An 18,670-nucleotide genomic window follows, 5' to 3' on the forward strand; every position below is an offset into this window, starting at 1 on the left:
ACACCTGATATTCCACCCAGAATATATTCAACGTATTAATTTCAGGATTTTTCATTATGCAGCAGTCCTTTGCCTGACATTCAGGCAATCATGTATCATATAAAATCAACTAATATCAAAGACTTATTTTTACTTACCTTCAAGCTCGGTCATCATTTTTAATACTTCTTCAAGATTAGTCTGGTCAACAATTTTATACGGAACCCAAATATAATTATCTTCTACTGTACAATCAACACCGACTATATCCTTTGTTACAGCTCCTCCGCTGTTTACGGTCTTTAAAACATTTAAAACAGCCTTTGACTGAGAAGTACGGTCATTTAGCACTGTCCCCAGCAAAGCATTGTTTTTCATACTCTGAAGAGCCTCTACCGTTGCATCTATACCTACAATAGGAATAAACTTGCTTTTATCGCCCTTATTATATCCATTATCCAAAGCCGCCTGCACAGCTCCCATCGCCATACCGTCGCTGTTGCATAAAACTCCTTCTATTTTATCTATTCCAAAGGCTGTAATCCACGTGTTCATTTTATCGAGAGCCTGTGCTTTATCCCAATTAGCAGTATCCTTTGCAAGAATTTCATATTCTATCCCCTGTGCTTTTAATGTTTCTTCATATGCCTCTGTACGAAGTACAACATCCTGCTGTCCCAATTCTCCCTGGAGTATAACAAGCTGAAGTTTTCCGTCTCCGTTTTTGTCGGCAATCTTATTGTTTTCCTTCCAATAGTTTATCAATGCCTGAGCACACATCTGTCCGGATTCCTTCGCATTTGCCCCTACATACCATACCTTGTCATATGCCTTCATGGTTTCAGGCATCGGTTCCATGTTAAAAAATACAACAGGAACATCTTCCGCTTTACACTTTTTCATCATCTCATCAGTGCTTTTACGGTCAGGTGCACAAATGGCGATGCTATCAGCTCCCTTGGTCAGAGCTGTTTCCAGCTTGTTGTTTGCTTTGGAGGGATCATCCTCTCCATCCTGCATATCAAGCTTTAAACCGCCCATCTTATCCGCTTCGCTCTGCATAATTATCCTGAAGCCGGATTGGAAGGCATCATCAAATCTTCTCCAGATGACAGTTGCATTTACATCTTCCTCCGATGATTTAACTGCTGAGGAAGAACTCCCAGAGGGGGCCGTACTGCCTGAAGAAGAACAGCCTGCAATTACTGAAGTCAGCAATGCTAACGATAAAGTTACACCCAGACATTTCTTTACGCTTTTCATGATAGAAGGCTCCTTTCATAAATAGAAAAATAAGAAATTAGAATTAAGTAGTACAAAAGATATATAATTATTGTTATGGATATCAGCACTTTATATACGATTTCTAAATTCAGTGCCCCGAAATGGTATACAAAATTAAGTAAAGGAAAATTACTTGTTGTACAAGTCAATTAATGCAAACGCACGCATTTTTTCTTCAATAATTCTTTGCGCCGCTTCATTAGCAGGATTAAAAAGATTTGCAGTTGTATACTTCAAATCGCCCTTCTGAGTTTCAACGTATTGATATCCCATAGCCAAAACAATATCCGTACAGATGTTTACTTTGTTGATACCGTTTCTTATAGCCTCCTGAACCTGCCACATTGGAGTTCCTGAACCTCCGTGTAGTACAAGAGGGATACCAATCAGTTCATGTATTTTTTTCAGTCTTTCAATATTAAGCTTCGGTTCAAACTTATATTGTCCGTGCTGTGTTCCTATGCTTACCGCAAGGCAGTCAATGCCTGTAGCTTTTACAAGCTTCAAAGCCTCTTCGGGATCTGTCTGTGCCGCTTCAGGGCCTTTTACGGATATTGCTCCTTCTTCACCTACAAGACGTCCTATCTCTGCTTCAACGGTTACATTTGCAGGGTGTGCACGTTCTACTACCTTGAGAGTTCCCTCAATATTCTCTTCCAAAGGCTTTGCAGAAAGATCAATCATTACAGATGAAAAACCTGCCTGTATTGCTTCATTACAAGCTTCATAGCTGATAGCATGGTCAAGATGCAAGGCAACCGGTACAGATGCATTTTTGGCTGCTATATTTACAGTTGAAACAACATCTTCAAAACCTCCCATCATATCTATTTCTGTCTGCCCGCACTGTAATATAACCGGCATACCCAGCTTCGATCCTGCCTGTATTGCCGCTCTGGCAGTTTCAACTGACCAAAATTCGAAGGCACCGTATGCAATACCTTTTTTTCTGCCTAAATTTAAAATCTCTTTCATTGGAACAAATTGCATAATTTACATCCCTCTTTCTAAATTAGTTTATATTTTAAAGTGACTTTGCCTTAATATTGGATATTCTGCATTTCAAAAAAGGCCAAGGCACTTTTAAAATCAGGTATTCCGGCAGTGGCTCCCACTGCTCCCACATTTATGGATGCGATCGTATTCCCGAACGCAGCACTCTTATATATATCCCAGCCATTGGATATACCGCAGAGGAATCCAGCTACAAATGAATCACCTGCCCCTGTGGTATCCTTAACCGGCATATTTTCAATTGTGCTGATGTAGCTTCCTTTTATAAAATCTGTTACATAGCAGCCTCTTTTGCCCAATTTTATAACCAATGCCTTCATATCAGGTCTTCTTAGCTTCTCGGCCATTCTTTCAGGCTGTTCCTCACCAGTCAGTATTTTGGCTTCATCATAGCTGGGCAGGAAATAATCAGTCTTGTTTAATGCTCCGTTTAATATATTGAAATAGTCTTTTTGACCGTTACTGTTTATTGCAGCATCCATAGCAGTTATTTTCCCCAGTGAATGTGCTTTGGAAAACAGCTTTTCAATACCGCCGTTGTCCATTAAATCCATTATTAATGCACTCCCGAAATAAACAATGTCTGCTTCCTGTATACTTTCTTGAGGAATATCTTCAACTGCAAGCCTGTTAAAAATTTTGTTAGATGCCAAAAAATGGCGTTCCCTCAATGTGTCAATAAGTATATAGCTCGCAGCTGTAGGATATTCCGTATCCCTGACTACAGCAGATACCTCCACACCCTCTTTTTTTGCACAGTCCATAATAAATTCACCATTGATATCCTGTCCTATTCTGCCGCACAGAGATACTTCCAGCCCAAGTCTGGCCAAGCCAATCGCAACATTCAGCGCATCCCCTCCTGTTGTCGGAACAGGGTTGTCAATTTTCCAGCTATCCAGCTTAAGGATATTCCCGGGAACAGGATGCAATGGAATATCACACACCATCATACCTACACAAAGTACTTTCATTGAAGTTCACCTTTCCTTGATTGGTTTGTTCGTACATAGCATCATTATGATATTAGTTATACCACTCACTTTTTAAAATGTCAACCACCATTTTTATGCAACTTGCATTATTTATGTATAATGCTGATAGTATATATTGTTAAGTTATTACAAATATTATTCAACAGACCTTGTATTATATTTTCTTTTATGTATAATTAGATGTATACTTAGTACGTACAAAGATATCAAGCAACCACGACAAAAGAAAGGTGGTGCTATTCATGCCCCTAAACAAGCATGAGTTAAACCGAGAAGTTCCGATTCCTCTTTATTATCAGCTTAAAAGCTTTTTACTTGAGGAAATAAAAAACGGAAATTACAAAATAGGAGCATCAATCCCTACTGAATATGAGATTCAGCAAATGTTTAAAATAAGCCGTTTCACTGTAAGACAAGCCATATCAGAGCTGGTTCAGGAAGGCTGGCTGTCGCGTCAGACAAGCAAGGGAACCTTTGTCACTCATCCCAAGGAGGATGTATCTCACATAAGGTCTTTCGAGCCTTTTTATCAGCAGGTAGCCAGAAGCGGAATGGAGGCACGTACAGAATTAGTTGACCTGAAAGTAATTGAAGCCGGTGAGGTTATATCCTCATATTTAAATATAGATCCTAAAAGCAAAGTTATTTCGATGTTCAGAAGGAGATATTCAAATAATATGCCAATGGTAACAATGCAGAATTTTTTACCCTATTCCTTGTGCAGCTTTATTTTAAGTCATGATTTTGAAAAGGAGTCATTATACGAAGTACTATCCCAACATATTGAGTCACGAACCTCCGTGACTAAAACCATCGTATCAGCCACAAAATCCACAGCTGAAGATGTTACTCTTCTGGGAATCAAACCGGGAGTTCCGATTCTCAGTTTTAATACAATTACCAGAACAGAAAGCGGCAATATTATTGACTATGCCTTTTCCCGTTACAGAGGCGATATGAATAAATTTGAAATTGATGTTTATCCTGAAAAAGATAAGCTTCAGTCTGATGCTGAAATGTTCGAGTATGCCTCTATGGAGGCAGGCAGCCAGAGCAGCCACAAAAAAAGAGGCTCCGGCACACTGACCTAAGCCCAATTTTACAGACACATTAAACATCAAGTATAATAAAAAAGAAGAATGTGTCGATAAATGGGAAAAGTATATAATCAGGCATATAAAATGGAGATATGCAAGAGGGATGTAGAAGGTGGCAGCTTTAATTGTGTAAATCAACACTCTTTTTAGAATATCAAGCCAGCTGCCTGATGCAGGAAATATGCGGTTTTCACATCACAGAGAAAGCAGGAACTATGCCAGCTCCGCTGGATTCACGGAATGTAAATAATTTTGTATATGGAGAGTCTTTATACTAGTATTTGGTTAAGTATTTCCTAAGTATTAACTATTAAAATTTTATTTTATATTTAAATTATATTTTCTCATTATTATGCATGTTGGTGAATAAATCTGGCAATAATGTTAATAATGATATCTCTATGTCCTAACCCCTGTATTTTGGGGCCTAGCCCGTCCGGCAATGAGGACAAGCCCTTTAGGGCGGTGGGGGCTTATCCGATCTAAAGGTATAGTTCTAGCCTTCCATCGTACATAATCATCAATTGGCTCATTACCTGATCCCAGTTCCGGTATCTCTGAGTCCATTTTTTAATCGCATTCATTTATTCTATATAGAGCATTTTCTTCAAAGAGATGGGACAATTATTGCTGTCGATGTAAAAGCTCTCGATATTAATTGATAAAATGAGTTCACTGTATTAGCTATGCCGGCTCTCGCAGGAATGCTTGACCGCGTTGTTCTTATATGGTAAAATTTAACATATTATAAAATCTATTTTACATGGAAGGAGGTATTATTTTTTAAAGTATCTGACTGTAAAATCCATATTGGAAATCAATCAGATCACATTAAATTTTGAAATATGATGTCCTAGGTAAATAAACCTTTTTAAGTTATGGAGGTGCTATAATGAAGTCAATAAAAAAGCTGCTCGCCATGATACTGGGAATTATATTAATTAACGGCCTTTATACATCTGCAGTCTATGCGGCGAGTTCAGTTAAAACAGAGTCTCATTCCAGTACAGTATTAAATCGTACAATGGATTACAATGTTTATCTTCCCCCTTCCTATTCGACAGATGCGGCAAGAAAATACCCTGTTATGTATCTTCTTCATGGTATGGGGGGATCATATAATGATTGGAAGCGCATGGGTATGCAATCCATTGTGGACAAGGCTGGTGGAAAAGAAATGGTAATTATTATGCCTGACGGATTGAACAACGCATTCTACGTTGATGGATACAAATCCGGCATAAATTGGGATACATACTTTGAGCAAGAGCTGATACCGTATGTTGAAGCAAAGTACAGGATAGACCCTGCAAATGGAAAAAACCGTGCCATCGCGGGACTTTCAATGGGTGGCTTCGGAGCTGCATATCACGGATTCAAATACCCTGATAAGTTCAGCTCAGCTTATTCCATGAGTGGAGCCTTAGAAGTTACCGGAAATTTATTCTCTGTCGTAAATAAAAACAAATATCCTGCCTTTACTATGGAATGTGGAACAGAGGATACCTTGGTCGGTCAAATGAATGTAAGTTTCCATAATAAATTACAGCAAGCAGGAATATCCCATGATTATATTACCAGAAGCGGAACTCATAGTGTGGAGTTCTGGAATGCATGCCTGCCGAAAGCAATCGTATTTGCCAGCAAATATTTTATAACCGGAAGCTCGAATAAGGGCGATGCCAATAAGGACGGTAATGTGGACTCACTGGATCTTGCAGCAATAAAGACAGCGCTTTTGGAAGAATCCTTCTCTGATATAGATACCCTTGCAGCCGACATGAATAATGACAAGTCTATTGATGCTATAGATTTGGCACTATTAAAAGCAGAACTGTTGAAGTGAGTGACTGCCTGAACCGGTATGATTGATACGCCTGTTCAATACTACCTGCCCTGAGAATCATACTGCAATCGGGTAGTGATTGTTGAAAGCCTTGGTTTTTTAAGTCTCTCATTGGTTAGCACTATTGAAAGGATTGGGCTATTGGAGATTTCCATGGTAGTGTCCAGAATTTTGTGTAAACCCAGAGATAATATATTTTTTGAATAACCGGATGTCGGATTTTTGGAGCATCCGGTTATCTGTACTTTATCACGTGATTTTTATAGAGTCAATAAGGATTTTTTGAGGGAGAATCAAACAAGATCCCTATCCGTTATGCGACCGTCAAAGTAAATCATGAGCTGGTCCAGGATAGTACCCCACCCTTGAACCCGTCCTGTCCATTTTTTGATAATATTGCGGATAGCCAGATAAAGAGATTTCATCAAGGCATCATCCGAAGGGTATGCCGATTTCGTCTTGGTAGCTTTCCGCAACTGCCGGTTGAAATTTTCAATGGCATTGGTGGTGTATATGATTTTCCGAATTTCTTCAGGATATTTAAAAAACACGCTGATTTCTTCCCAGTTGTTTCTCCAGGAACGCACTGCGTTCGGATATTTGGAACCCCATTTGGCGTCAAAAGTATCCAATTCCTGTAATGCCAGAGATTCGGTAGCTGCCTTGTAAATCGGCTTTAAATCTGCCGTAAATGCTTTCAATTCCTTATAGGAGACATACCTTACGGAGTTCCTGATTTGGTGGACGATGCATCTTTGAATTTCGGTATGAGGATATACTGCCCTGATTGCATCCGGAAAGCCAGTCAGCCCATCTACAGAGGCAATGAGGATATCCTGAACCCCTCGATTGCGGATCTCATTCATGATTCCAAGCCAGAACTTACTGCTTTCAGCCTCGCCAACCCACATGCCAAGAATATCTTTCTGGACTTCCAAATCAATGCCTATGGCTATGTATACAGCCTTTTTGACTACAGTTCCGTCTTTCCGAACCGAATAATGGATAGCGTCCAAAAAGACAATAGGATAAACACTTTTAAGCATCCTATTTTGCCATTCTTTGATTTCCGGTAATATTCGATCTGTGATTTTAGAAATCAGAGTGGGCGAAACATCAATGCCATAAAGCTCGTTCAGATGTGACTCAATATCCCGGTTGCTCATCCCCCTTCCATACAGAGCGATAATTTGTCCTTCAATTCCTTTAATCTCCGTTTGATGTTTCTTGACAATCTGAGGCTCAAATTCACCATTCCGGTCACGAGGGATATCGAGATCTATTTCTCCGAACTCTGATCGGACCATCTTCTTGCTGAAGCCATTACGGGAATCATCCGTCTCCTTGTTTTGGGTATCATACTTTTCGTAGCCGAGCTCATCATCCGGTTCGCTATTGAGCATCCTCTGAATGGTGCCTCCCATAAGGTCTTTGAGCATGTTTTTGATATCATCTGTGTCCTTGATGTTGTACTCCTTAATGAGTTGATCCAATAGTTCGTTGGGCAATCTTTTCTTAGGCATAAAAAACCTCCAGTTTGATATTATTTTATATCACCCTGAAGGTTTACACAAAATTATTTACCCTCTCCAGTATTCCTTTTTTGCTATTAGCATAAACTTTATACCTTGAGTCCATTTCAGACATCATTTCAATTAATTATCTACAAGCATATTTTGATAACTTTTAAAATTTTTTAAGCATAAATTTCAGTATTTACTTTATTTAATATGCAACATACTATATATTGTATTGTATCGTCACGTACCCAATAGTAACAGCTTCTATATATGTGTAATTATGTATTTACTTTTATATGATATAATGGTATATTTTTCATGGTACAATTACTTTCTTATCATATTGTACTCTAATTCTCAAAACAAATAATGATTGGAGGTTTGAAAATGAGTAAGTTATTTAAGTCCCTTATAATGGGTGCTATTGTAGGTATATTGGAAGTTTGTCTTATGACTTTTCAGAATGCAGATTTGTATTCTAACATATCTACTCTTATCCACTGGATTGTACTAGGTTTTCTTATCAATTACGTAAATCTGAATATAAAACCATGGTTAAAAGGTATTCTCCTTGCAGAAATTACAGCTCTTCCAATTGTAGCATTACTTTTGAAATCCGAGCCTGTATCCGGTGTTCCTATTCTTGTATTATCAGCCGTTTTCGGTGCTATTCTAGGTATTTGGGGAGATAAATATGCCAAGTAAAAAACAAGTAGAAAAAAAAATCATTAATGGACGACTTGCATGTAACTATGGTGGCTGGATGTACTGTAATGAATGTGGAAATACTGTAGGCTATCTTTGCTATTCTACATATTCCTATTTTAAATATAATTTTAAATGTAATTGCGGATGTGAAGGTTCTTTTGAGCTAATAGAAAATAAAGATTCCAAATCCAATAGCGATATGCCTTTGCTCATCAAGAAAAATCGGCTTACATGCCCGGTAGATGAGAGTCCTCTTTTTTCAATTGTTAATAAAAATGTATCTTCATACAGTTTTGAAGTTACTTGCAACAAATGCATGACATCTTATAAAGAGTCGAATATAAATACCTAGCATTTGTAATATGCTATTTTTAAAATTGAAGTAAGCCGGTAATATATCTATGAAGATGTATTACCAGCTTACAATAATTTATTAATGCATACTGCGGAAATTGCAGTAATTATATTTTTAAAGAGGCACTTTTGTTTAGAAACTCAAATATGCTATTTTCGATACCCTTTTCATTCATTTTGTACTTATTAAATATTTGTTCAATTGTTCCTTGTTCTATAAATTCATCTGGAAACCCAATTATTTTTATATTCACTACAATTCCCTCTGAGTTTAAAGCATCTAAAATACCTTCTCCAAATCCTCCAATTATTGTATTATCCTCAATTGTAACAAGATTCCCTGTCTTTCTCACTGATTCAAAAATTGTTATAGTATCTAGTGGTTTTACAAACCTAGCATTTATTACTTCTGCGCTAATGCCTTTAATTTTGAGCAATTCTGCAACATTAAGCACTGTTTCAACCATTTTTCCTAATGCCACAATAGTTAAATCCTTACCCTCTCGTGCAATATATGATTTGGGATATATTATAGAATCTGAGTTCATTAGTTTTTCCCTTCCAACACCTCTAGGATAGCGTATTGCAATGGGTCCTTCATGCATGAGAACTGCATACTTAAGCATCTCCGAAAGCTCTCGGTAGTCAGCCGGTGACATTATCGACATATTAGGAATATGCCTAAGATAGGAAATATCGTAAATTCCCTGATGTGTTTCTCCATCTTCCCCAACTATTCCAGCCCTATCTATAGCAAACACAACATTCAATTTTTGTCTTGCTATATCATGTATAATCTGGTCGTATGCTCTTTGAAGAAATGTGGAGTATACTGCAAATACTGGTTTCAGCCCTCCGGCAGCAAGTCCTGCTGCAAAAGTAGCTGCATGCTGTTCAGCAATTCCGACGTCAAAGAACCTATTAGGATATTTTTGAGAAAACTCATTAATTCCAGTTCCCTCCTTCATAGCTGCAGTGATAACAACTAATTTAGGTTCGATCTCTCCCAACCTGATTATTTCCCTCCCAAAAACACCTGAATATCCTGTCTCATTTCGTATCAAAGGCTCACCTGTTTCTATATTAAAAGGAGATACTCCGTGGTACTTCGAAGGCTTTTCTTCTGCGTACTTATATCCTTTTCCCTTCCTTGTACAAACATGTACTATTACAGGTCCGTGGATACTTTTAGCATGTTCAAGTCCTTCCATAAGCTTATTTAAATCATGACCATCAATAGGTCCAATATAGTGAAACCCAAGTTCTTCAAAAAAATCTCCAAACATACTTGTGTATTTTACATTACATCGTATCGGCGGTATAGACATTTGCTTTTTTAATGGTCTTTCAGAACAAAAATTATTTAGTTCCAAACTTAGATTACTTTTCTCTTTTACATATAAAGGATTTTTCTTTATACGCTCTAAGTATTTTGATAAACCACCCACACTAGGAGATATAGAAATACCATTATCGTTTAGTATAACAATTACTGCTTTTCCCTGCTCTCCGGCATTATTTAATGCCTCAAAAATCATCCCCCCTGTCATACTTCCATCTCCCACGACAGTAACAACATGATGACTCTCTTTTTTTATATCCCTTGCACTTGCCAACCCTATAGCTGCTGAAACAGATGTACTGCTATGCCCGGTATCAAAACAGTCCATTTTATTCTCTTTTGCTTTTGGAAATCCTGATAGCCCTTTTATTTTTCGTAAATCCTGAAACTGATCTCTGCGTCCAGTTATAATTTTGTGAACATATGCCTGATGCCCTACATCCCATATTATTTTATCTATTGCAGCATCAAAAGAGCGATGTATTGCAAAGGTTAGTTCAACTATTCCTAAGTTGGAAGCAAGATGTCCTCCTGTTTTTGACAAACTACCTAACAAGAAGTCCCTTATTTCTATTGCCAATCTTTCAAGTTCTTCATAACTTAAAGTTTTTAAATCCTCTGGGGATCTTATTCTGTCAAGTATCAAAGTATTATGTTGCCGTTCTTCCAACATCCCGTCCTTCACCTCGCCTTACTTTAGTCTTTCTCAATAGCCTGTAGTTCTATTTGAAAAATAATCAACCAATATCTGCAAATCCCTTACCTGTTTTGAAAATAAATACATCCTCAAGCGTACAATTATGTAATTTTATATCTGTAGCTCCTCTACCAGAAAGAGTTTGAGCAACATCAATGGCATCATTTTCATTTAAAAACACTCGTAAGCTTTTACCGTGCTTTTCTATAATCATTCTCCCATTAGTCTTGTTTTTAACTATATTCTGTATTTCTCCTGTTTCACCATTAAACTTAAACTCTACCACAGTCTCTCCCATTTCCATTTTAAGCTCTTTGGGAGTTCCGGTAGCTACTATTTTGCCTTTATCCATTATTGCCACCCGGTCACAGAGGTCATCAGCTTCTTCTATGTACTGTGTAGTCATTAAGATTGTATATTTTCCTTTTAATTTATTGATAATTTTCCAAATCTCTTTTCTTGCCAAAGGATCAAGACCAACTGTTGGCTCATCCATAATGAGAAATGATGGTTCTTGTATCAAAGCTCTACCAATCAAAACTTTTTGCTGCATTCCTCCTGATAGCTTTGATATGTTCTCTCTTGCTCGGTCTTTAAGTCCAAGTTGTTTCAACATGTTTATGGCTTTTACCTTTGCCTCTGATTTAGAAAACCCGTAGTACATTGCATGAAACATTAAATTTTCTAAAACGTTCAGGTTAGGATGCAAATTTCTGTTTTGTGGAATGATTCCGGTCATTCTTTTTGCTGCTATAGAATCTTCATTTATGTTCTTATTATTTATTAAAATACTTCCCACATCAATTTCACAGAGTTGGCATAAAGAACGTATTGCTGTTGTTTTCCCAGCACCATTCGGGCCAAGCAAGCCAAATATCTCACCCGGTTTTATTTTAAAGCTTATATCATTTAAGCCCCTCATATTACCATAGTCTTTTCTGATACCTTTAACTTCAACAGGCACTTCTGTTGATATTTTCGTCAAAATCATTATTAATTACCCCCTTTACAATACCTATCAATTATACTATTGTCAGTTTATTAGCCTTTTCTTAATCAGCTTTTTTGCAACTGATAGAAACAGTAGAATCACTATAACAACTACTCCTATTGAAATAAAAGTCCATTTGTCAATTGAAAATAGAATACTGTCTCTGAATGCTCTTACTAAGTGATAAAGTGGAGATATATTAAGAACCCATTTATATTCCCCAAGTATTTCTATATTGAAAAAAGTTTCACTGAAAAAAAGCTGTGGCATTACAAAAAGATTTAAGATTCCTACAAATGAATCATGGTTTGGTGCAACTAATGCACATATTATAGTAAAAAGACTGTATAAAATACCTGCAAGTATCAGTACAGAAAACCCAAGTAGATAAGAGGGTTTGAAATTTATAATTTTTGCTCCACATAAGGTGGCAATAGCATATATAACAAGGCTTCCCGAAAGGCTTTTACTGGTAATTCCCAAAGCTTTTCCAAGGACAATTTGCAATATATTTGCCGGAGATGTTAATAGTTCTTCAACATTTTTTGTGAATTGAAAATCAGATAGGTGATCAAATCCAGTTACAAATGTACTGGTTGTCATTATTGTGATAACAACTATCGCACTTGATACATATGTAAGGTAATCTACACTGGATTTAAAAGGTACTATTCCTCCAAGAAGTTTACCTATAGCAAACAACATTATTAGAGGTAGCATAATTCCGGGAATTATAGTCCCCATAGCATTTTTTTTAAACAAGGTCATTTCTCTCTTCCAAATAAGAAACGTCATTTTTTTAACCTCCAGATTCATATATTAAATTTTTTATGTTGCAGACTATTTCTAGTCTGCAAGCATATATTGAACGTTATCATTTTCCACCCTTCTCTGTATATTAAGGTGTTCCATATCGTTAAACATTTTTTCGCTATTCCAGTACCATTTTAAGGAGCTGAAATAACTTTTTTCACAGTTGAAGCCATTTGCAAACTCTATGGCATCATCTAATCCTAAATATTTATTTTTATTTCTCGCTAATAAGTCTACATAATCAAATATAAGCGGATGCCTATGCGTAAACACTCCAAAATTATAGTCTCCGGTTTTATATTGATGGAATTCTGTTGTAATAAATGGAACACCATATTTGACGGAAAGCTGGTTGGTATATTTAGTTATTTCCATTCTCGCATTCTTTTCCATAACTACACGCCGGCCGCTAAAATTAAAGTATTTGTCATAGTTTAAGGAAGGATTAATAGAGTTTATCAAACCTCTCATTTCCTTATATCTGCTCCCTATTAGATGTATAAACCCCATAAGTACATACTTAACACCACAATCCTTCGCCCTTGCTATAATTTTTTCTAGTGATTTCCCTGTATAAACAGGGATAACTGGGTTAATAAAAATTCCTGTAGATATTCCATTATCCCTTAGCTTTTCCAAGGTTCTAAATCTCTCTTCAAACGGCTGTGTCCCTGGTTCCAATATACTCCTCAACATCTCATTTAAATAGGCTATTGAAAAATCAACATGTACCAAATTTCTTGTAGCCATTTCTTTTAGTATATCTATATCTCTTTCAATCAACGGTGATTTTGTGAGTATCGTTGTAGGAATGCCATTTTCCAAGAATATTTCCAATACCTTTCTTGTATAACCCAGCTCTAATTCTATCGGTTGATAAGGATCCTGTATTGTTCCAAGGTGGGTAATACCGCTATAAGCCTTCCATGCCTTTTTACCCAATTCTTTATTAAGTACTTCAATTGCATTGGATTTCAAACAAATTTCTTTTGCAAAATCCTCTGGTTCTAACCCGATATTTTTCATAGTATAACATGCATAACAGTATTTGCAGCCATGGGAGCAACCTATATAATAGTTCAATGTAGCTCTATGAGGATAGAATTTAAATACTGGCCCCTGTGGACGTATTCTATAGAGTAAAGATTTGCATTCTTCTTTTATCATATAATTTTCTCCTTATTAATAACATTTTTCTTCCTAAGTAGCTCTTAGCAACTGATTTGCTTGAAATAACTAAGGAATTATCTTCGATTAACGTAAAATAGTATATTAGATAACAGATTTATTGTCAATTATTCTTAAAACCAGTAATTTATTCCTTAGACCTTGAAATCAAGAGGCGTATTTCCCATATTAAAGTCTCCAGCAGCAGTCTGATATAAGCACTTCTGTCCCTCACTCTTAACTACTTTGCCAATCTCTTTTAGCTCAGTCATTGCAATACTTTTATACATTGATGCCATCTCCTCTGCATACTTAAAAGCACCTACTTTTTTAAAAATATTGGGAATTTCACAGACTCCTTCATCCTGTCGTTTTTCATAATATCTAATAAGTTTTTCCAAGTCCTTACCAGAAGCTGACTCCAAAGCATATGTAACAGGAATAGTTTTCTTACGCTTTTTTATATCACTATTCTGACCTTTTCCTATCAAATCCGGGGATGTCATATCTATCAAGTCATTCTTGATCTGAAGTGCTATTCCATAATTTCGCCCGAATGTAGTATAGCTATTAACAATTGAATTTTCGGCACCTGCAGATATTGCTCCACAGAATGAAGAAAATCCAACAGATGCTCCCGATTTCATCTCTATCATTTTCAAACATTCCTTAATAGAAACATCCACTCTTCCTTCAAAATCAATATCCATACATTCTCCTTCGAATACCTCCTTAACCAACAAATTAAACGCCTCCAGCACCTTCCTCGAAACTTCCAGCATACCCCATTCTTTAACAACGTCAATCATTGACTGGTAGGCTAAACTTAGCATACAGTCACCTCCAACGATTGCCTTCTGCATTCCCCACTTCTTCCATACTGCCTCTTGTCCCCTTCTAAGTTCATCCTCATCAATTATGTCGTCATGTATCAGTGAAAAGTTGTGAAATAGCTCCATAGCAGCTGCTAATGGTAATGCCTTTTCATTGTTGCCACAAATAGCATTACATACTAAAAGACTCATTCTTGCCATCATTCTGCTTCCCGTTCTTTTAAGTTGATGTTCTGTCATACTTAATAACGCCGGGGTTTCCTTCAATTTCATTAATTTTGAGTTTATAATATCATCAAGCTTCTCTATTCCCTTTTCCATTTTCCACCTACCTTTATCCCCTGCATCTATAGGCCTTTCTCTTTAATTATCACAAGCGACTCATATAGTAGCATCAATTTTTGTTCCAACTCTCGTATAAAAAACTCTATTTCAGATGTCGGAGGTAATTCCTCTCTATCAACAAATGCTATTGTCTGTTCCAAAATCTGATTGCTTGCCAAAGTTAACACCCTATCTGCTATGTCACAATTTTTTTTACAATTCTCTGTTTCATTGTCAGCAAGACTTCTTTCCCACTTCATAAGATACATGATACAGTTTATTTTATTACCCCACTTAGCTCCTGCTCTTTCAAGAATACTACAAAGAACTTCTGTTTTATTTTCGGCTATTTTATACTTTCCGGCATTCAAACGATTTTCATCCCGGAGCATTTTTTCTGCAGTAGTTCCATCAAGACACATCATTCTTTTTCTAAAGCTGCCAATGCTTAGTTCTCCAATATCCTTTAAAAGGTTTAAGGTCTCTTTTAGTTCCTCCATTGTAGTCCAAGGATCAAAAGGAATAACTCCTACAAACACTTCAATTTTAAGATCTTTTAGTATTTTGACTGCATTTCTGCATTGCTCGACAGTTGAATTTCGTCTAAGCCTGTCCAGACCTGATTGTGCTCCTGATTCGATTCCTATAGAGGCTGCTACCAGACCAGCTTCTTTTAGTAACGCAAACACATCTTTTGATACCTCTTCTGGGCGACACATTATCAAGAATTTTATTTTTAGTCCTCTCTTGATTATCTCCTTAGCTATTTTTGCAGCCCTTTCTTCGCCCTTCTTCTGTACTCCAATAAAGCTGTCATCTACAAAGATTACCTTATCCACCCCATAATATTTTATTAGGTTTTGAAGCTCATCCACCACATTTTCTGCCGATCTCGGTCTCCAAAAATTTTTTACTATTGAACCGTAGAAGCTAGAGGCTGAGCAAAAAATACATTTTCCATAACACCCCCTGCAAGTAGATATTGAAGCATATCCCTGCATTTCAAGTACCTGTTTTAAATGGTCCCTACTCGGAAAAGGTAATGCATCCAAATCTTCAATAAATGGTCTTAATGGATTAACAATCAAAGTATCTTCTTTCATAAGCACTAATCCCTTTACATCATCAATCGTGCCACCACTTTCAATCTTTTTTACCAGTTCCAACATTGTATACTCTCCCTCAAATAAAATAAGAGAGTCTGCTCCAACCTGTTCAAGTACCTTTTTATATGCAACAGTTATATAATGTCCACCCGCTGTAATATGTGATTTAACTTTTTGTTCGCGTAGACTTGCTATAATCTTCTTTGTTATAGGTATTGCTGCAATTGAAGGCACTGAAAATGCTACAACTATGGGGTCTATTTTTTTGACATATTCTACAATACTCTCAATTTTTCTTTCTTCAAGATAGCAGTCTATGAGTTCAACCTCGTAGTCATGTTCTCTCAATATTGCAGCTATATATCCAAGTCCAAGATTTTCTCCTATATCTGAAAACGGCCCCTTTTCCTGTGGAGTAGATAAACTTCCAACTATAGGTGAATTAATTAGTACTACCTTCATTTTCCCACTCCTTTTAGCAGTTAGTAATATCAAATCAATCTATTTAGTATTTTTATGCTTATACTGAGTCACCATTAACAGGTTTTATACTATAACTTTTAAGCTTTACAAGCATTTCTGAAATATCTGCCAGAAGTGCGGTTTTAGTCCTATCCTCAGCTTCAATAGAAAGTGTAAGCGGTATAAAAGTGTAAATAATACTATATAAAAATTTTTCTATAAGTTCGCCTTTTTCCTTAGCATCTACCTCAAAGTCTAACAAAGGATAAACTTCTGCTTTACTCATTTCCTTTTCTTCATCTGAAAGGAGCTCTCTGCTTGTTGTCTTGACAGAGTTGCTTTCAGCTATTAAAATATTGCCTGCATTGGATGAACATGTATATTTGAAAAGCACCTTTCCCCCTGTTTCTTCAAAGGCATTTACATACATATCAAGGTCAATACCATTATTCATTTTCCCTTCAAATCCGGAATTATTATTTAATAGCAGTATTAAAAATTTCATTAAAATTTCCCTTCCTATTTAACTTAGTTTGAGCTTTGCCATCCTTTCTTAACAAACTTCGAAAATGAGCTTGAATACACTCTAATCTAACTCATAGTTTTATCCTGATACTGGATAATAATCCAGTATCAGTTACATTTTTGTTTTAAAACCTACTTATTCTCAATCATATGTAGTAGCCCATGTTTTTCAAGCTTTTTATACATATCCTTCATACTGTTTTTGGGTGTTTCACTGTATACAGCCTGAGCCATATCCTCATCCCTGACAATTCCTGAACCACGGCTTTTTGCAAATTGCTCGGCCTTTGCTGATGTTTTTTTCCTAGCAACTCCTCTAAACATCCATGGTACTATCTTTATTATATCCTCGTATTTTTCAAGGGTAGCCTTGTCCCATTTCAATCCCTCAAGCTGAATTGCATCATCCTGTACCAATGATCCTGTAACAACTTGGTCAATACCCTCCTGAAGTAAATCTATATAGTTCTTATATGTATCACTCACTTTGTCAACTTCAATAACCTTTTCTGCAATCTTTTCACAGTAATTACAGGTAACACCACACATGCTTCTGCAATCCTGATTTTCATTCATAAAATGGTTAATAAATCCATCTAGTTTTGTATTATCTATATTGATTTGCGGTATTGGAAAATTCATTACATAGTTAAGTCTCGCCCATTCTTCATCGGTCCATGATTCAACTTTTTCTATTTCGTCCTGTGGTATGTTCATTGCTACCGGACAGATTATATCTGCTAGATTTCCCTCATACTTTCTATTCACATACGCTTGTGCGCATTTATAAATCCATTCGGATGCTAAATGACGTGCTCCTATCTTCAAAATATCTATACCAATATCCTCATAGATCTTTACATCTTCAGGGCGAATCCAGTTAGCCTTTATTACTCTAGCAGGATTTGTCGTATGCTCCCTCATACATTTCATAACACAGTAATCAGTAAACTTTTCTTCATTAGGATCATGACATTGGCTGGAATGTGCCCCTACATTGAAATGGTATTGACGATAAGGACATTCATAGAGACAACCTACATTAGCCAACACCTCAAGTTTAACATCAGTTGACTTTCGTAATGCTTTTAGAAATTTGAAATCCCTATTTGAGCTGCCCCCGATTGTCAGGATATCTGCTCCCAGTTCTACAAAATGTCTTGCTGATTCAATTGATCCTATATTGTTTACTATCGAAGCTTTAACTTTTAGATTTGGATGCCTTTTTTTAATCATTTCAATAAGAGCTGGTATTGCTACTGTGACAATATCTGCGCCAAGATCATTTACCATGTCAATATCTTCGAGTATTTTCGTTAACCCCTTAGGATTATATTCATTATTTCCAAGGCAAGATGTATTCATAGTATAATTAAATCTCATACCCAATGAATGCACGTAGTCGACATGCTCCTTAGCCTCTCTATAACTCACGCCGGGCAGAACAGCAGATGCAAAAGCTGTTCCAGTATTTGTTGAACGAAGTGAGCCAAAAACTTCATCCACCTTTAAATCTGCAAGTTTTTTTACCAATTCCTTATTCCATCTTGTACTTACACTTACATCCATAATTACTCTACCTCCTAAAATTTGTTTTAAATATCATATTTCAA

General features: G+C 36.5%; 16 protein-coding genes and 1 pseudogene. 4 read left to right on the forward strand and 13 right to left on the reverse strand.

The window, feature by feature from the left end:
• Nucleotides 1-129: 129 nt before the first annotated feature.
• The 3 genes from LY28_RS08505 to LY28_RS08515 all read right to left on the reverse strand — a co-directional run bounded on the left by LY28_RS08505 (nt 130) and on the right by LY28_RS08515 (nt 3,251).
• A complete protein-coding gene (locus LY28_RS08505; RefSeq protein ID WP_110461752.1) occupies nt 130-1,242 on the reverse strand; it encodes a galactose ABC transporter substrate-binding protein in 1,113 nt (370 codons plus the stop codon).
• Nucleotides 1,243-1,392: 150 nt separating this feature from the next.
• Nucleotides 1,393-2,253 (reverse strand): class II fructose-bisphosphate aldolase, encoded by an 861-nt coding sequence (locus LY28_RS08510; protein WP_110461753.1) that lies wholly within the window; start codon nt 2,251-2,253, stop codon nt 1,393-1,395.
• 50 nt (nt 2,254-2,303) lie between these two features.
• A complete protein-coding gene (locus tag LY28_RS08515) occupies nt 2,304-3,251 on the reverse strand; it encodes a carbohydrate kinase family protein (RefSeq protein WP_110461754.1) in 948 nt (315 codons plus the stop codon).
• 263 nt (nt 3,252-3,514) lie between these two features.
• Between LY28_RS08515 and LY28_RS08520 the strand changes: the two genes are divergently transcribed.
• On the forward strand, nt 3,515-4,363 hold the full coding sequence (locus LY28_RS08520) for a GntR family transcriptional regulator (protein WP_110461755.1): 849 nt from the start codon (nt 3,515-3,517) through the stop codon (nt 4,361-4,363).
• 488 nt (nt 4,364-4,851) lie between these two features.
• On the opposite strand, the pseudogene LY28_RS19520 reads toward LY28_RS08520, so the two are convergent.
• Nucleotides 4,852-4,983: pseudogene (locus tag LY28_RS19520) on the reverse strand (IS256 family transposase); the annotation flags it as partial.
• 278 nt (nt 4,984-5,261) lie between these two features.
• On the opposite strand from LY28_RS19520, the gene LY28_RS19350 reads away from it, so the two are divergent.
• Complete coding sequence (locus LY28_RS19350) at nt 5,262-6,215, forward strand: alpha/beta hydrolase-fold protein (RefSeq protein ID WP_110461756.1); 954 nt, start codon at nt 5,262-5,264, stop codon at nt 6,213-6,215.
• 293 nt (nt 6,216-6,508) lie between these two features.
• Here LY28_RS19350 and LY28_RS08530 read toward each other — a convergent pair whose 3' ends face one another.
• Nucleotides 6,509-7,738: an IS256 family transposase gene (locus LY28_RS08530; RefSeq protein WP_110461757.1), complete on the reverse strand. Its 1,230-nt coding sequence runs from the start codon at nt 7,736-7,738 to the stop codon at nt 6,509-6,511.
• Between the two features lie 384 nt (nt 7,739-8,122).
• On the opposite strand from LY28_RS08530, the gene LY28_RS08535 reads away from it, so the two are divergent.
• Entirely contained in the window at nt 8,123-8,440 is a 318-nt protein-coding gene (locus tag LY28_RS08535; RefSeq protein WP_110461758.1) for a hypothetical protein, read from the forward strand.
• Nucleotides 8,430-8,795 carry a hypothetical protein gene (locus LY28_RS08540; RefSeq protein WP_110461759.1) on the forward strand — a complete coding sequence of 122 codons (366 nt, stop codon included), beginning with the start codon at nt 8,430-8,432 and terminating at the stop codon, nt 8,793-8,795. Before LY28_RS08535 ends, LY28_RS08540 begins: the two co-directional genes overlap by 11 nt.
• 109 nt (nt 8,796-8,904) lie before the next feature.
• Here LY28_RS08540 and dxs read toward each other — a convergent pair whose 3' ends face one another.
• From dxs to LY28_RS08580, 8 genes are all read right to left on the reverse strand, one after another.
• Nucleotides 8,905-10,812: a 1-deoxy-D-xylulose-5-phosphate synthase gene (gene dxs / locus LY28_RS08545; RefSeq protein ID WP_207658071.1), complete on the reverse strand. Its 1,908-nt coding sequence runs from the start codon at nt 10,810-10,812 to the stop codon at nt 8,905-8,907.
• 64 nt (nt 10,813-10,876) lie between these two features.
• Entirely contained in the window at nt 10,877-11,827 is a 951-nt protein-coding gene (locus LY28_RS08550; protein WP_110461760.1) for an ABC transporter ATP-binding protein, read from the reverse strand.
• A 42-nt stretch (nt 11,828-11,869) separates the two neighbouring features.
• On the reverse strand, nt 11,870-12,622 hold the full coding sequence (locus tag LY28_RS08555) for an ABC transporter permease (RefSeq protein ID WP_165835527.1): 753 nt from the start codon (nt 12,620-12,622) through the stop codon (nt 11,870-11,872).
• A 51-nt stretch (nt 12,623-12,673) separates the two neighbouring features.
• Nucleotides 12,674-13,807 carry an SPL family radical SAM protein gene (locus LY28_RS08560; RefSeq protein WP_110461762.1) on the reverse strand — a complete coding sequence of 378 codons (1,134 nt, stop codon included), beginning with the start codon at nt 13,805-13,807 and terminating at the stop codon, nt 12,674-12,676.
• A gap of 155 nt (nt 13,808-13,962) precedes the next feature.
• Nucleotides 13,963-14,961: a polyprenyl synthetase family protein gene (locus LY28_RS08565; RefSeq protein ID WP_110461763.1), complete on the reverse strand. Its 999-nt coding sequence runs from the start codon at nt 14,959-14,961 to the stop codon at nt 13,963-13,965.
• A 26-nt stretch (nt 14,962-14,987) separates the two neighbouring features.
• Complete coding sequence (locus LY28_RS08570) at nt 14,988-16,532, reverse strand: B12-binding domain-containing radical SAM protein (RefSeq protein WP_110461764.1); 1,545 nt, start codon at nt 16,530-16,532, stop codon at nt 14,988-14,990.
• Between the two features lie 58 nt (nt 16,533-16,590).
• Entirely contained in the window at nt 16,591-17,037 is a 447-nt protein-coding gene (locus tag LY28_RS08575) for a hypothetical protein (RefSeq protein WP_110461765.1), read from the reverse strand.
• Nucleotides 17,038-17,189: 152 nt separating this feature from the next.
• The gene (locus tag LY28_RS08580; RefSeq protein WP_110461766.1) at nt 17,190-18,626 is read right to left on the reverse strand and encodes a U32 family peptidase; all 1,437 of its coding nucleotides are present in this window, start codon (nt 18,624-18,626) and stop codon (nt 17,190-17,192) included.
• Nucleotides 18,627-18,670 lie beyond the last annotated feature (44 nt).

The organism is Ruminiclostridium sufflavum DSM 19573 (genome assembly GCF_003208175.1).
GTDB classification, from domain to species: Bacteria; Bacillota; Clostridia; order Acetivibrionales; family DSM-1351; genus Ruminiclostridium; species Ruminiclostridium sufflavum.

Coding starts and splice junctions, on each gene's coding strand:
- LY28_RS08505 (WP_110461752.1), bottom strand. CDS start 1,242: ATGAAAAGCGTAAAGAAATGTCTGGGTGTAACTTTATCGTTAGCATTG.
- LY28_RS08510 (WP_110461753.1), bottom strand. CDS start 2,253: ATGCAATTTGTTCCAATGAAAGAGATTTTAAATTTAGGCAGAAAAAAA.
- LY28_RS08515 (WP_110461754.1), bottom strand. CDS start 3,251: ATGAAAGTACTTTGTGTAGGTATGATGGTGTGTGATATTCCATTGCAT.
- LY28_RS08520 (WP_110461755.1), top strand. CDS start 3,515: ATGCCCCTAAACAAGCATGAGTTAAACCGAGAAGTTCCGATTCCTCTT.
- LY28_RS19350 (WP_110461756.1), top strand. CDS start 5,262: ATGAAGTCAATAAAAAAGCTGCTCGCCATGATACTGGGAATTATATTA.
- LY28_RS08530 (WP_110461757.1), bottom strand. CDS start 7,738: ATGCCTAAGAAAAGATTGCCCAACGAACTATTGGATCAACTCATTAAG.
- LY28_RS08535 (WP_110461758.1), top strand. CDS start 8,123: ATGAGTAAGTTATTTAAGTCCCTTATAATGGGTGCTATTGTAGGTATA.
- LY28_RS08540 (WP_110461759.1), top strand. CDS start 8,430: ATGCCAAGTAAAAAACAAGTAGAAAAAAAAATCATTAATGGACGACTT.
- dxs (WP_207658071.1), bottom strand. CDS start 10,812: ATGTTGGAAGAACGGCAACATAATACTTTGATACTTGACAGAATAAGA.
- LY28_RS08550 (WP_110461760.1), bottom strand. CDS start 11,827: ATGATTTTGACGAAAATATCAACAGAAGTGCCTGTTGAAGTTAAAGGT.
- LY28_RS08555 (WP_165835527.1), bottom strand. CDS start 12,622: ATGACGTTTCTTATTTGGAAGAGAGAAATGACCTTGTTTAAAAAAAAT.
- LY28_RS08560 (WP_110461762.1), bottom strand. CDS start 13,807: ATGATAAAAGAAGAATGCAAATCTTTACTCTATAGAATACGTCCACAG.
- LY28_RS08565 (WP_110461763.1), bottom strand. CDS start 14,961: ATGGAAAAGGGAATAGAGAAGCTTGATGATATTATAAACTCAAAATTA.
- LY28_RS08570 (WP_110461764.1), bottom strand. CDS start 16,532: ATGAAGGTAGTACTAATTAATTCACCTATAGTTGGAAGTTTATCTACT.
- LY28_RS08575 (WP_110461765.1), bottom strand. CDS start 17,037: ATGAAATTTTTAATACTGCTATTAAATAATAATTCCGGATTTGAAGGG.
- LY28_RS08580 (WP_110461766.1), bottom strand. CDS start 18,626: ATGGATGTAAGTGTAAGTACAAGATGGAATAAGGAATTGGTAAAAAAA.